The sequence below is a fragment of the Kribbella sp. NPDC020701 genome (assembly GCF_055562215.1).
This window is the reverse complement of sequence record NZ_JBVHFT010000016.1, coordinates 161,315-175,244: the sequence shown is the minus strand read 5'-3', so window position 1 is coordinate 175,244 and position 13,930 is coordinate 161,315. Positions and strand designations below refer to the sequence as shown.

Genomic DNA, 13,930 nt, shown 5'->3' with positions numbered 1-13,930 from the left:
GCGCCACAACCTCTTGTTTTCCGAGTTTGCTACGTAGTAAATTTCGCGACCATGACGCGCACAGCTCTCGCCCCCGTGTTCAGTGGAGATGGCCGGATCGAGTTTGCGGACCGCTCCTACGCCGACCCCGGTCCCGGGCAGCTCCTGCTCGGGGTCCAGGCGAACGCTCTCTGCGGCACGGACCGCGACCAGTACTTCGGCGGCTGCAGCGTTGTGCCCGGCCATGAGGCCGCCGGCACCGTGATCGCCGCGGGAGAAGGCACCGGGGTTCCGGTTGGGAGTCGCGGGGCCGTGTTCCTGATGGACTTCTGCGGCGAGTGCCGGAGCTGTCGGCTCGGGGCGACCAATCAGTGTCTGGCCAAGCGGGCGGACATGGGGTTCACCCACGACGGCGGGTACGGGCCTTACGAGTTGGTCCACGAGACGAACTTCTTCCCGGTCACCGATGACATCGAGATCGGCAACGCGACCATGTTGCTCGACGTGATGGGTACCAGCCGCCACGCACTCGGCCGGGCCGCGCTGGTTCGGCAGGACGTCGAGAGTGTCTACATCGCCGGCGCCGGGCCGATCGGCCTCGGCTTGGCAGTGATGAGCAAGTTCCTGTACGGCGCCGACGTACCGGTCTACATCTCCGACATCTCCCGGTGGCGCCTCGACTTCGCCGAGAGCTTCGGCGCGATCCCGGTGCTCGCAGACGATCTGAAAGCCGTCGGGGACCCCGACATCGCGTTCGATTCGTCCGGCAAGGAGGTCGCCCGGCGCGCGGCACTGGATATCCTCGGCAAACGCGGTGCGCTGATCTGTGTCGGCCACGGGGAGACCGTCACCATCGACGTCTCGAGTGACCTGATCGCGCCCGAGCACGCGATCCTCGGCAGCGAGTACTTCCGGTACGACGAAATGACCGCCAACCTCGAACTCCTCCAGGCCAACCAGGAGCTGATCGGCCGCGTGATCAGCCACCGCCGCCCGGTCGCCGACATCCGCGAGGCGTTCGCGCTGTTCCTGGCCGGCGAGACCGGCAAGGTCGTCGTCACCCAGGAGATCGCCTCGTGACCGATCGCCTTCGCGTTGCTGTGGTCGGAGCCGGCGGCTGGGGGGAGCAGCACGCCCGCATCTTCTCCCGTCGCGAAGACACCGAACTCTGCGCAGTCGTCGGCCGCAACCCGGACAGGACGCAGAAGAGAGCCGAGCGGTACGGCGCCACCCCGTACACCGACCTCGACCTCATGCTCCAGCGCGAGCAACCCGACCTGATCACCGTCTGCCTACCGAACGAGGACCACTTCGACGTCACTCTGCGGCTGCTGCGAACCGGCGTACCGCTGCTGGTCGAGAAGCCACTCGTCTTCGACCTCACCGAGGCCGACACCCTCCTCGCCGAAGCCGGCGACCAGTTCTTCGCGATCAACTTCAACCACCGGTACGCCGAACCCGTCCAGCGCGCCAAAGCCCTGATCGATACCGGCGAGATCGGTGAGCCGGTGTTCGCCACCTGGCGCTTCGGCGGCGAAGCCAACCACGGCAACTCGCCGCACGCGAACCTGATCGAGACCCAGTGCCACGGCTTCGACATGCTCGAGCACCTCGTCGGCCGGATCGCCAACGTCTCCGCACACCTGACCGACAAGACGTACGGCGACTTCAGCACCCTCGCGCTGGCACTCGACTTCCAGAGCCGGGCGGTCGGCACGATGCTCGGCAGCTACGACTCGTCCTACGCCTACCCCGACTCACAACGCGTGGAGATCAACGGGACCGAGGGCCGCCTGGTCATCCACGACACCGTTCGCGCGCTGACCTTCTCCCGCGTCGGCGACGACGTCGAGCACCGCTGGCACTCGGGATACTTCGACGACGAGGCCCGCTATTTCTCCGGCACCTTCGACCGGCACGTCGACGCGATCCTCGACGCCCTCCGCGCCGGAACCAAGCCACCCGTACACGCCGAAACCGGCCGCCGAGCCCTGCAACTGGCCCACGCCGCCATCCAATCCCACGAGACGGGCCGCCGGATCACCGTCCCATCCGCGTGAGCGCCGCCTCAACACCCGCGTCGGCGACCGCCGAGCGCCGTACGATCCCTCCATGGGTACGACGGACGACCGGACCACCGCACTGGCCGATCGGCTCTTCCGCGACGCGGGCGGCGCGCTCGAGCTGTACACGATCTACCTCGGCGAACGCCTGGGCCTGTACCGGTCGCTCGCCGACCACGGCCCGTCCACGTCGGCCGAGCTGGCCGACCGCACCGGGACCGCCGAGCGCTACATCCGCGAGTGGCTCGAGCATCACGCCGCCAGCGGGCTGATCGACGTCGATGACGTCCAGGCGGCGCCGACCGAGCGGCGGTACCACCTTCCGCCCGAGCACATCCCGGTTCTGGCCGATCCGGACCACGTCGACTATCAGGCGGCCAAGGGGGTAGAACTCGCCCGCGCGGCGCGGCAGCTTCCGCACCTCGTCGAGGCCTTCCGAACCGGTGGCGCACCACCGCACCAGCCCTGGGAACCGGAAGGCCGCGCGGAGTTCAACCGGCCGATCTACCTGAACCGTTTGGGGAAGGAGTGGCTGCCGGCCATCCCGGAGATCGATCGGAGGCTCCGGGACGATCCACCCGCCCGCGTGGCCGACTTCGCCTGCGGCACCGGCTGGTCGTCGATCGCGATGGCGCAGGCCTACCCGCGGATCACGGTGCACGGGTTCGACCTCGACGAGGACGCGATCGCCGCGGCCGCTGGACACGCCGACGAGACGGGCCTGGCCGATCGCGTCAGCTTCTCGGTCGCCGACGCCGCCGACCCAGCCCAGGCCGGCCGGTTCGACCTGGTCACGATTCTCGAGGCCCTGCACGACATGCCGCGGCCGGTCGAGGCGCTACGGAGCGCGCGGGACATGCTCGCGCCCGGCGGGACCGTCCTGGTCGCCGACGAGCTGGTCGAGGACGAATTCACGGCACCCGCGTCGGACCTCGAGCGGTACCACTACGGCTGGAGCCTGATGTCCTGCCTGTCGGACGCGATGGGCGATCCGGAATCGGCGGCGACCGGAGCGGTGATGCGTCCGTCAACGTTGCGCCGCTACGCCACCGACGCGGGCTTCCAGGAACTGCAGGTTCACCCGTTCCACACCGCGTTCTGGCGTTTCTACCGACTGGTCCCCTGACCGGAGATCCCATCGGCCTTGGCGGTCAGGTAGCGCTGCTCGGGCAAGCTCGTCGTACGGCGGGCCGCCGCGAGGTAGAGCTCGTGCGCTCGCGACAAGTCTCCGGAACGCTCGTACAAGTGTGCCCGTACGGCGTCCAGCCGGTGTGTCTCGGTGATGTTCTTGTCGTCGTCCAGCGTGGCGAGCAACTCGAGTCCCGCGGCCGGACCCTCCACCTGGGCGAGCGCGATCGCGCGGTTGAGCGTCACCATCGGGTTCGGCGCGAGCTTCTCCAGCAGCGTGTACAACGACAGGATCTGCGGCCAGTCGGTCGCCTCCGCACTCGGCGCCTCCGCATGGATCGCCGCGATCGCCGCCTGGATCTGATACGGCCCGACGGCTCCCTGGGCGAGCGTGCTCAGGATCAGCTCGGCGCCCTCGGAGATCTGCGCGCGGTCCCACAGCGTGCGGTCCTGCTCGTCGATCGGGACCAGGCCGCCGTCCGCGGTGCTGCGCGCCGTACGCCGGGAGTCCGTCAGCAGCATCAACGCCAGCAGTCCCGCCACCTCACCGTCGTCGGGCAAGGCCGATCGCAGCATCCGGGTCAGCCGGATCGCCTCGGCGGTCAGCTCGACCCGCTGCAGTTCCTCACCCGAACTCGCGGTGTAACCCTCGTTGAAGATCAGATACAGCACTTGGAGTACGACGCGCAGCCGGTCGGCCCGCTCGTCCTCGGGCGGCATCACGAACCGGCTGCCGGCCGCCTTGATGCTCTTCTTCGCCCGGCTGATCCGCGGCGCCATCGTTGCCTCCGGCACCATGAATGCCCGGGCGATCTCGGCCGTGGTCAGACCGCCGACCGCGCGCAACGTGAGCGCGACCTGCGACGCCGGCGTGACGGCCGGATGACAGCACAGGAAGAGCAGGGTCAACGTGTCGTCGGCCTCCGGCGGCCCGTCGGCATCGGCGCCTGGGGCAACCAACTCCTCCGGCCCGGCCATCGCGGCGACCGAGTCCTCGCGTCGCCGGCGCGCGCTCTCACTGCGGAACTGATCGGTCAGCCGCCGGGTCGCGACCGTGATCAGCCAACCCCGCGGGTTCGCCGGTACACCGTCGGCCGGCCACTGTGTCGCCGCCGCCAGCAACGCCTCCTGTACGGCGTCCTCACACAGATCGAACTGCCCGTGCCGCCGAGCCAGGAAGCCCAGCACCTGCGGCGCGAGCTCCCGCAGCACACCCTCCACACCGGCTCCGTCACTCATCTGCAAACCCCTCACGCATAGGACCAGCCCGACCAACCGTCCACGCGGATGGCGATCACCGGCCCCCGCGGCGGATCAGCCTCGTACTGCGGATACTTCGCCGCCAGCAACTCCACGGCCGCCGGTGCCTCGGTCAGCACCCGCGCGACCCCGTCGACCCGCACCCACCACAGATGCGTCCAGTCCTCGTCGTACTCGTCGACGAGCACCGCCACCCGTGAGTTCGCCGCGATGTTTCGCAACCGCTTCAAGTCCGTTGTCGTCTTCGGCTTCTGATCGACTCCGATGAACAACTCATCCCCGTGCACCGCATACGTCACCGGTACGACGTGAGGCCGCAGGTCAGCACCCGCCGTCGCCAATCGTCCGACTCGCGCCGCCGCGACTCGGGCTCGACAGGTGGCTTCATCCAGTTTCAACGCTGCAGATGCCGGAGGGCCGCGGCCGGGAGAGTGCGAGTGAGCGGACCGATGACGGACGCGTCGCGCAGGGCAGTGCGGGCGGCGAGATGACCGCAGGCGCCGTGGACTCCACCGCCGGGATGAATCGCGGAGCTGCCGAGGTAGAGGCCGGTGACGAACGTTCGAGGGCTGCCCAGCCCGATCGTCGGACGGAAGACGAGTTGCTGGTGAAGTTGCATGGTGCCGCCGCCGAGCGCACCGAAACCGAGCGCGGCGTTCCCCGACTCCAGCGCGGACGGACGCTGCAGGTCGCGGGCCAGGATGAGCTCCGTGAAGCCGGGCGCGAAGCGTTCGATCGCACGTTCCATCCGCCCGGCCAGCTTCTCCGCGGACTCGTCGTCGGAGATCCCGCGCGGGAGGTGTGAGTACGCCCAGACCGCCTCGGTTCCTGCCGGCGAGCGGGTCGGGTCCGACTTGGTGGTCTGGCCGATCAGCAGGAACGGCTGGGACGGCAACCGGCCGGTGTCGAGGTCGGCGGACAGGTGGACGAGGTCGTCGGCCGTTCCGCCCAGGTGGACCACCCCGGCAGAACGTGCCTCGGGCGATCTCCACGGGACCGGGCCGCTCAGCCGGAAGTTCAGCTTGACCGTCGGGTAGTCCCACTCGAACCGCTCGTCCAGATCCCGCCGCAAACCGGCCGGAATCATTGCTTCTGGCAACAACGAGCGGTAGAGCGCCGGCGCGGACGTGTCCGCGATGACGGCCCGGCTGACCGCGACCGTCTCTCCGGACGCCGTGCGTACGCCGGTCACCCGGCCGGATGACACGTCGATCCCGGCGACCGGCGTACCGGAGACGAGCAGGGCGCCGGCGCGTTCGGCCCGGCCGACCAAGGCACCAGATAGCGACGACGACCCGCCGGCCGCGACCGGGAAGCCGACGTCCTGCGCCAGCATCGCGAGCAGCCAGCCCATCGTGCCGCTGACGCTGCCCGACATCGGCGAGTCGGCGTGCATCGCGTTGCCCGCCAGCAGGGCCGCACCTCGCGGACCGGCGAACAACTCCCGGCCCATCCGGTGCATCGGCATCGCCATGAACCGCGCGAACCGCAGCAACTCCCCCGCCGACCCGAGCTTGCGCGCGAGCTTGATCCCCGCCACGACCGGCGGCCACGAGGTGAGCAGCGACTTCAGCAGCGGTTCGCGGATCGCGACGTACTGCTGGTAGAGCCGCAGCCACGCCTCACCGTCACCGGGGTGGTCCACGCCGATCGACTTCGCGGTGTCCTCGGGATCCGGGTGGACGGCGACCGCCGCACCGTCCTCCGCGTCGAGGAGGTGCACGAGCGACAGCGGCGCGTTCGACCATTTCAGCCCGAACTTCTCCAGCTCGAGCGCACGCAGTACCGGGGACGCCACGCCGAGTGGGTAGTTCGAACTGAAACGATCGCTGACCCAGCCGTCACTCTCGACCGACCTGACCGCCCCTCCGAAGGTCTCCGCGGCCTCCAGCACCAGGACGTCCCAGCCCGCGTCGGCGAGGGCGATCGCGCTCACGAGCCCGTTCGGCCCCGAACCGATCACCACGGCATCAACACTGCGCGGCAGCATGCCTACGACCTTAACTCGATCTCCCGCATCAGGTCTGTGACCTCGCGGGCGCGCCCCACCATCGCGGGGTCGACCATCCGGCCGTCCGGGAGGACGATCACACCACCGGTCGACACTCCGGTCTGCTCGACCGCGGCGAGTAGCGCTTCGGCTTCGGCCACCTGTACGGCGCTCGGCGTGAAGCACTCGACGATGGTGGCCAACTGTCGCGGGTGGATCGCCGTACGGCCGACGAAGCCGAGCTCGCGTCCCTCCAGCGACGTCCGTCGCAACCCTTCGACATCGTTCACGTGCGGGAACACCGACATCATCGGAGCACCCAGACCGGCAGCCCGCGACGCCGACACCAACCGTCCGCGAGCCCACGCCAACCCCGCGGACCCGTCCACGCCCAAGGCACTGGACAGATCGGCCTCACCCAGCCCGATCGCGACCACGCGCGGATCCGCCGTGGCGATCTCGAACGCCCGCTCCAGCCCGAGCGGCGACTCGATCAGCGCAGTGATCCTTGCCGACGGCACCTGTTCGAGAACGGTGTGCACATCGGCCGCGCTCTCCACCTTCGGCATCCGGATCCGCACCGACGGTATGACGGACACCGCGGCCAGATCGTCCTCGATCCACGGCGTTCCGAGCCCGTTCACCCGGACCTCCACCGGCCCGTGCGCGTTCGCCGCGATCCACGCGACCGCCCAGCCCCGCGCGTCCGCCTTGTCGTCGACGCCAACCGCGTCCTCCAGGTCGAACACGACCACATCGGGGCCCGCGGCAACCGCCTTCGCGAACCGATCCGGCCGGTTGGCCGGAACATACAGTGCCGTCAGCAACCAACGCCCCCTCGAACGAAAGTGTCAGACCACTCCGGCGGCCCGCAACGCTGCGAGCTGCTCCGGCGTGACACCGATCTCCGCGAGCACCTCGTCGGTGTTCGCCCCGTGCGGCCGGCCGGCCCACCGAATCGACCCCGGCGACTCGGACAGCCGGAACAGCACATTCTGCATCTGCACCGGTCCACCCAGCTCCTCGTCGTCCACGGCCACGATCGTGCCGAGTGCGGCGTACTGCGGATCGGTCATGATGCCGCGGATGTCGTGGACCGGGCCGACCGCGGCCTCGGCCTTCTCGAACTCGGCCATCACCTCGTCCAGGGAGCGCTCTGCGATCCAGGATCCGACCGCCTCGTCCAGCTCGTCGGCGTGCTGCGCCCGCTCCCGCCCGGTCGCGAACCACGGCTGGGCGACCAGATCCGCCCGGCCGACCAGCGTCACCACACGCTCGGCGATGCTCTGCGAGCTGGTCGACACCGCGACCCACCGGCCGTCGGCGGTCTTGTACACGTTGCGCGGAGCGTTGTTCGACGAGCGGTTCCCCAGTCGCGGCTGGACGTACCCGGTCTGCTGGTACGCCGTGATCCCGCCGCCGAGCATCATCAGGATCGGCTCGATGATCGCCAGGTCGATCACCTGACCGGCCCCGGACCGATCGCGTTCGCGCAGCGCGACCAGCACGGCGTACGCCGTCGCGAGCGCGGTGATCCCGTCCGCGAGCCCGAACGGCGGCAGCGTCGGCGGCCCGTCCGGCTCGCCGGTCACCGCCGCGAACCCGCTCATCGCCTCCGCCAGCGACCCGAACCCGGGCCGGCCGGACCACGGCCCGACCTGACCGAACGCGGTCACCCGGGCGATCACCAAGCGCGGGTTCGCTTCCAGCAACATGTCAGGCCCGAGACCCCAGCGCTCCAACGTCCCTGGCCTGAAGTTCTCGACGAGCACATCATGAGAACGAACCAGCTCGAGGAACACCTCACGCCCGCGGGACAGGTCGAGCGTCGCCAGCCGCTTGTTCCGGCCGAGCGTCTTGAACCACAGCCCGACGCCGTCCTTGGAAGCACCGTGCGTCCGCGCGGCATCCGGCTGGGCCGGATGCTCGATCTTCGTGACGTCGGCCCCGAAGTCACCCAGGAACGTCGCCGCCAGCGGGCCCGCGAACAGCGTCGCCGCCTCGAGCACCTTCACGCCTTCGAGCGGAGCAGATCTCATCCCGCACACCTGAAACCGATGGTCTCGGAGCGATCGAGACCACCACCGGTCAGCACCAGTTTGAAGCTCACGTCCGGCTCCTGCGGTCCGCCGTCGGCGTACCAGTCGGAGCCCTCGGCAACATAGTGCGAACCGCCCTTGAGAATGCAGAACCGGCTGCGTCCGTCCCGATGCTCGCTCTCGGTCAGGTTCCACACCAGCGGTTCCGAGCGGGCGAACTCATCCAGCCCGGCGGCCACCTGCCACTCGTCCTCGGTCGGCAACCGCCCACCCCGCCAGGTCGCGTACGCGCGCGCGTCCGGGAGGTCGACGTACGTCACCGGGTGGTCCTCGGTCCCGGCGACCGGTGCGCCCTCGACCCAGTGCGCGAGGAACCGGTTGGCCACCACAGGCCGGTACCCGGTCGCGGCCAGGAACTCGGCGTACTGCGCGTTGGTCACCTCGGTGATCGCGACCGAGATCCCCGGCAGCGATACCTCACGCTTGACCGTCTGGATGTCGTGCAGGCGTGGCGGCAGCGGCTTCCACTCCTCCACGTACGGCGCCTGGTCGTACAACCCGGTCTCGCGCCGCCGGTGCCGAACGGTCAGCGTCCGCTCCCCCGCCGGTACGGCGACCACCGGGCCGATCGACGCATCACCCGAGACGGCGGGGACCGGGACCAGCTCGGCCGGTGCCATCGGGAACGCGGAGTCGTTGACGTGCGGTCGTGGCATCGTGCCGAGCCGGCGCGCGGTCGCCCGGCACGACGAACCGGCGGTCGCGCCGACCCGGATGATGCCGGCGACACCACGACCCGGCACGACCAGGTGAACGCCGTCGTCGTCGGCGGTGATCGGCACCCCGGACGTCACGTCGTACCAGTCGCCGACCTGATCCTCCGAGCGCAGCACGATGCCGTCGAAGTCCTCCTCGCCGCGGTTGATCAGCGTCCAGAGGGTGATGTCGGCCAGGTCGAACCGCGAAGCGTAGACGCCATGGTCGCGCGCCTTGTCCGGAATCTCCGGGGTGAGCTGGATCCAGTCGCCGTTGATCAGCACCGGTGCGAACGCCCGCTGTGCCGCGACCATCCGCCGCAACGTGGCGCGGTCACGCGCGTTCCAGCCGACCCAGGCTGAGAACACCGACTCCCAGACCAGCATGCCGACGCCGTTCACCCAGGCCGACTGCAACTCGTCGCTGTGGTCACGGTTCCACCGGCGGGTGTGGTGCATCATGTGCCGGCGCTCGAACAGGTGCGCGCGCAGCACACCCGGCGCGTGGGTATCGGCGAACCACTGCGCCCAGGACAGCGCGTGGTCGCCGATCCTTGCCATCGGCAACCGTGACTCACCCTCGAAGGCGATCGCCGGATTCGCCGTGCGCAGCGCGCGGGTGAACGCCGGGTCGCCTTCCTTCAACGTGTCCAGGAAGACGCCGTCCACGTCGTACTCCGTCACCAGGTCGGAGAACTCATGGGCGTCGGAACGCGCGGACCGGCGGGTGCCGACGTCCCACGGGTTGTAGTCGAAGAAGACCTTCAGGCCGAGCCGGTGCAGGTCATCGATCAACGGACGCAGGCCTGGCACGCCGCGGTAGAAGTCGAACTGGTTGCGCGAGTCGATCCCGATCACCGGGTAGGCGTGCCAGAGCACGATCGCGTCGTACCCGCCGAAGTCGTCGACCCCGTGCTGGACGAACTTCTCCGGCGTGAACTTCCCGGTCTCCACGTCGTACAGCTGGTCGTCCCAGAGCCAGACGAGCGCCACCGAGTACGCCGTCTGGGTCCATTCGCGACCGGGTTCGTCGTAGTGCGAACCGTCGTACGGCGTCCGCTCGAAGGCTCCGAACCGCCACTCGGCGACCTTGGCGCGCCAGCGCGGCAGGTCGGCCGGGTCCTCCGGGGCGCCGAGGATCTTGGCGTCGTCGAGAAAGGAGAGGTCGGCCCGGAGCCCCAGATCCACCCGGGCGGGTAGGTCGATGGGCCGCGGTTCGAGCGGATTCACAGGTACACCTCCGCGTAACGCGCGTCGATCGCATCCCCGTGAGGCACGGAGGAAATGGCCCCCGCGGCCTGAACACTCAATGAAGCAGCAACGTTAGCGCGTCGGACCGCATTCGTCAGGTCGCTTGCCGTAATCGCTGACGCGGCAGCCAATGTCGCCGCGAGAACGCCGCAGAACGTGTCCCCGGCGGCGGTCGTGTCGACCACCTCGACCGGTACGCCGGGCACCGCGATCTCGTCGTCACCGCGGGTCAGGATCACGGCGCCGGCTCCACCCAGGGTGACCACCGCGGCCGGCACCTTCTTCAGCAGGGCCGAGCGGTCCGCGCCCGCGATCGTCTCGGCCTCGGACTCGTTCACCACGAGCAGGTCGACCTCGGCCAGCAGGTCGTCCGGCAACTCGGCGGCCGGGGCCGCGTTGAGGATGAAGTACGAGCTCGCCGCAGCCGCCCGCTGGACGGTCGCGATCGGGATCTCCAATTGGGAAAGTACGATTTTCGCTGCACCGACGGACGTGATCGCCGCGTCCGACAAGGTCAGTTCGCCGTTCGCGCCGGGGGCGACCACGATCGAGTTCTCACCGCTCTCCTCGACCGTGATGATCGCCGTACCGGTCGGGGCGTCGCTCGACGTGACGAGCGCGAGGTCGACACCGGAGCTGCCGAGGGCGTCACGGAGCAGGGCGCCACCGTCGTCGGCACCGAGTGCGGCGACCATCGCGGTGCGTGCTCCGGCTCGCGCGGAGGCGACCGCCTGGTTGGCGCCCTTGCCGCCCGGTCCGCGCGTCATGACTCCCGCGAGCACGGTTTCGCCGGGGCGCGGGATCCGCTGGACCGGGAGGACCAGGTCCACGTTCGCGCTACCCACGACGACTACTTCAGGCTTCACGCCGGGCCACCTCCACAGTCCTCCGCGCCAGCTCGGTGATCGCGATCTGGTCCATCCCCGGGAGGCTCGTGGCCATCCGGTCGTCTAGTGGTGTAGACCACTCTGCCGGAACTCCGCGCACTGCGCCAAACACCGCACCGACGGTGGCGCCGACGGAGTCCGTGTCCCACCCTCCCATCACCGCACGACCAACCGCGGTGCCGAAATCCGGAGCGGTCAGCGCGTACGCCGTGAGCGCGGTGTTGTTCACCGCGTGCACCCAGTGCAGGTCGCCGTACTCCCCGTGCAGAGCGTCGAGCGCGTCGTCCAGCTCGAGGTCTGACAGCGCCAGCCCGAACCTGACCGCACGCGCGATCGCACCGTCGGCCGCGATCACGTCCAGTCCGGCGAGGGCGACCTCGCCTGGCGAGTCCAGCACCATCGCAGCGGCCGACATCGCGGCCACCCAGAGTGCACCGTCGACGCCGGCGCCGGTGTGGCTCAGCCGGGCGTCGACCAGGGCGAGTCGTGCGGCCGCGGTACGGTCACCCGGATTCGCCCAGCCGTACGCGTCGGTGCGGATCTGCGCGCCGATCCACTCCCGGAACGGATTGCCGACCACGGCCGCCCGGGCGGGCTCGACGCCGTCCAGAAGATTGCGGTAGGCAACACGTTCGGCGGTGAACACCCGGCCGGCCGGCAGATCGTTCAGCCAGGCCTGCGCGACGTCGTCGGTGGTCAGCTCCGACCCGTGCCGTTCCAGCAGTTGAAGGGCGAGGATGGCGAAGTTCAGGTCGTCGTCCTCGGGCATCCCGTCGATGACCTCGCGCAGGCTGGTCGGCTTCGACCGCTTGTTCCACGGCCACCGCTGCTGCACCTCGTCCGGTACGCCGATCGCGGTGATGTACTGCCGCAGCGGCCACTGTCCGGACGTCTCCAGGATCTCCCGGATGCCCTCGCGCGGGATCTTCTCCACCGGCTTGCCGAGCAGATTCCCGGCCGCCCGCCCAAGCCACGCGTTCAGCGTCCGCCGCTCGAGATCCGCCGGCTGACCCAGCAGCGGCAGATCGGGGATCTCCGGCTCCTGCCAGGGCGTCGTCCGCGCATCCAGTTCGTCGAGCAGCTCGCGGGCCAGCGCTCGCAGCTTGGGTGACGCCGGCTGGTCGGAGGCGCCCGACGCCGGGGCGTCCGTCGTACCGCCGGCCGTGAGCCAGCGCGCCTGGACGTCGGTGACGTCGACTCCTTCGGACCGTGATTGGACCAGTTGGTGCGGCAGCAGGTCCTCCGGCTGCACCCAGGTCATTCTCATCGGGCTTGTTCCTTCCCTTGTTGCGCCAGGCGAAACGCACATCTGGTTCGTTGTCTCATTGCAGTCCGATACTCCAGCGCATGGCTACTCGCCGCAGCTTCCTGACCGCCACGGGCGCCGCCGCCGCGCTCGCTCTCACGGGCAACCTCCCCGACCTCGCCGATGCGATAGGAATACCGCACCGCACCGACAAGCGCCCGCTGTTCAGTCTCGGCGTCGCCTCGGGCGACCCACTCCCCGGCGCCGTGGTGATCTGGACCCGCCTCGCTCCCGGCCCGCTCGAACCGTTCGGCGGCATGGACGACCGCGCGGTGAAGGTCGAGTGGGAGGTCGCCGAGGACGAGACGTTCCGCCGCGTGGTTCGGCGGGTCACGCTGGACGAGTATCGCGCCCGGTACGCGCTGCACAAGACCGACCCCGACCTGCAGGCCGCGCACGCCGCCACGCCGTGGATCGTCACGCTCGACGATCACGAGGTCGAGGGCAACTGGGCCGGGTACATCTCCGAGGACGGGCTCCCGCACGACGAGTTCCTGGTACGCCGGGCCAACGGCTTCCGCGCGTACTGGGAGCACATGCCACTGCGACTCGACCAGTCCGCCGACGGACCGTCGATCCGGCTGCATCGTCACCTGCGGTACGGGCGGACTGCCGATCTGAGCGTCCTGGACACCCGGCAGTTCCGCGACAACCAGACCAGCACGGGTGGCTGGCTGCCTCCGGACGCCGTATCGACGGATCCGGCCCGGACCATCACCGGCGCCGAGCAGGAACGCTGGCTGCTCGACACGGTCGGCCGGTCCAGTAGCCGGTGGAGCGTCGTCGCCCAGCAGGTCGCGATGGCTCAACTCGATCGCAAGACCGGTCCGGACCTGGAGCTGCCGATGGACACGTGGAACGGCTACACCGCGTCCCGCGACCGGGTCCTCACTGGCGTCCGCGATCGCGCCGTGCGGAACTTCGTCGTACTGACCGGGGACCTGCACCGCAGCGTCGCGTCGGACCTGCGGGTGAACTTCGCCGATCCCTCGACCCCGGCCGTCGGAACCGAGTTCGTCACCACGTCGATCTCGTCCGGCAAGGACGGCGTCGACGCCGATGCCACCGGTCGCGCGCTGCTCGCCGAGAACCCGCACGTGAAGTACCAGAACGTCCAGCGCGGCTACCTCAGCTGCCGTCTCGACCGCACTCAGTGGACGTCGGACTTCCGCATCGTCGACCGCGTCACCACACCCGGCGGTACGGCGTCCACCCGCGCCACCCTGGTCGTCGAGGACGGCCGTCCCGGTACCCACCTGGCCTGAACGGATC

The 13,930-nt window shown here is 69.6% G+C and carries 12 protein-coding genes; 4 read left to right on the top strand and 8 right to left on the bottom strand.

Features of this window, described 5'->3' with window-relative positions:
• Positions 1-51 precede the first annotated feature (51 nt).
• Genes ACZ3HV_RS33105 through ACZ3HV_RS33095 form a run of 3 tightly spaced genes read left to right on the top strand, consistent with a single transcriptional unit; the run spans position 52 to position 3,168 of the window.
• The gene (locus ACZ3HV_RS33105; protein WP_465690115.1) at positions 52-1,059 is read left to right on the top strand and encodes an alcohol dehydrogenase catalytic domain-containing protein; all 1,008 of its coding nucleotides are present in this window, start codon (positions 52-54) and stop codon (positions 1,057-1,059) included.
• Positions 1,056-2,039, top strand: a complete 984-nt coding sequence (locus ACZ3HV_RS33100; protein ID WP_465690113.1) for a Gfo/Idh/MocA family protein — start codon at positions 1,056-1,058, stop codon at positions 2,037-2,039. Before ACZ3HV_RS33105 ends, ACZ3HV_RS33100 begins: the two co-directional genes overlap by 4 nt.
• Before the next feature lie 52 nt (positions 2,040-2,091).
• The gene (locus ACZ3HV_RS33095) at positions 2,092-3,168 is read left to right on the top strand and encodes a class I SAM-dependent methyltransferase (RefSeq protein WP_465690111.1); all 1,077 of its coding nucleotides are present in this window, start codon (positions 2,092-2,094) and stop codon (positions 3,166-3,168) included.
• Here the strand turns inward: ACZ3HV_RS33095 and ACZ3HV_RS33090 are convergent.
• Genes ACZ3HV_RS33090 through ACZ3HV_RS33055 form a run of 8 tightly spaced genes read right to left on the bottom strand, consistent with a single transcriptional unit; the run spans position 3,150 to position 12,619 of the window.
• Positions 3,150-4,409, bottom strand: coding sequence for an RNA polymerase sigma factor (locus ACZ3HV_RS33090; RefSeq protein WP_465690109.1), 1,260 nt, complete (start codon positions 4,407-4,409; stop codon positions 3,150-3,152). The genes ACZ3HV_RS33095 and ACZ3HV_RS33090 overlap by 19 nt on opposite strands.
• Positions 4,410-4,420: 11 nt before the next feature.
• On the bottom strand, positions 4,421-4,828 hold the full coding sequence (locus ACZ3HV_RS33085; protein WP_465690107.1) for a TIGR03668 family PPOX class F420-dependent oxidoreductase: 408 nt from the start codon (positions 4,826-4,828) through the stop codon (positions 4,421-4,423).
• Complete coding sequence (locus tag ACZ3HV_RS33080) at positions 4,825-6,420, bottom strand: phytoene desaturase family protein (protein ID WP_465690105.1); 1,596 nt, start codon at positions 6,418-6,420, stop codon at positions 4,825-4,827. Before ACZ3HV_RS33080 ends, ACZ3HV_RS33085 begins: the two co-directional genes overlap by 4 nt.
• Before the next feature lie 2 nt (positions 6,421-6,422).
• Positions 6,423-7,247 carry an HpcH/HpaI aldolase/citrate lyase family protein gene (locus ACZ3HV_RS33075; protein WP_465690104.1) on the bottom strand — a complete coding sequence of 275 codons (825 nt, stop codon included), beginning with the start codon at positions 7,245-7,247 and terminating at the stop codon, positions 6,423-6,425.
• Between the two features lie 24 nt (positions 7,248-7,271).
• A complete protein-coding gene (locus ACZ3HV_RS33070; RefSeq protein ID WP_465690102.1) occupies positions 7,272-8,459 on the bottom strand; it encodes a CaiB/BaiF CoA transferase family protein in 1,188 nt (395 codons plus the stop codon).
• Positions 8,456-10,444 (bottom strand): SUMF1/EgtB/PvdO family nonheme iron enzyme, encoded by a 1,989-nt coding sequence (locus ACZ3HV_RS33065; RefSeq protein ID WP_465690100.1) that lies wholly within the window; start codon positions 10,442-10,444, stop codon positions 8,456-8,458. The genes ACZ3HV_RS33070 and ACZ3HV_RS33065 overlap by 4 nt, the downstream gene beginning before the upstream one ends.
• On the bottom strand, positions 10,441-11,331 hold the full coding sequence (locus tag ACZ3HV_RS33060) for a ribokinase (RefSeq protein WP_465690098.1): 891 nt from the start codon (positions 11,329-11,331) through the stop codon (positions 10,441-10,443). Before ACZ3HV_RS33060 ends, ACZ3HV_RS33065 begins: the two co-directional genes overlap by 4 nt.
• A complete protein-coding gene (locus tag ACZ3HV_RS33055; protein ID WP_465690096.1) occupies positions 11,321-12,619 on the bottom strand; it encodes an ADP-ribosylglycohydrolase family protein in 1,299 nt (432 codons plus the stop codon). Before ACZ3HV_RS33055 ends, ACZ3HV_RS33060 begins: the two co-directional genes overlap by 11 nt.
• Before the next feature lie 80 nt (positions 12,620-12,699).
• Between ACZ3HV_RS33055 and ACZ3HV_RS33050 the strand changes: the two genes are divergently transcribed.
• Positions 12,700-13,923, top strand: coding sequence for an alkaline phosphatase D family protein (locus ACZ3HV_RS33050; RefSeq protein WP_465690094.1), 1,224 nt, complete (start codon positions 12,700-12,702; stop codon positions 13,921-13,923).
• Positions 13,924-13,930: the final 7 nt, after the last annotated feature.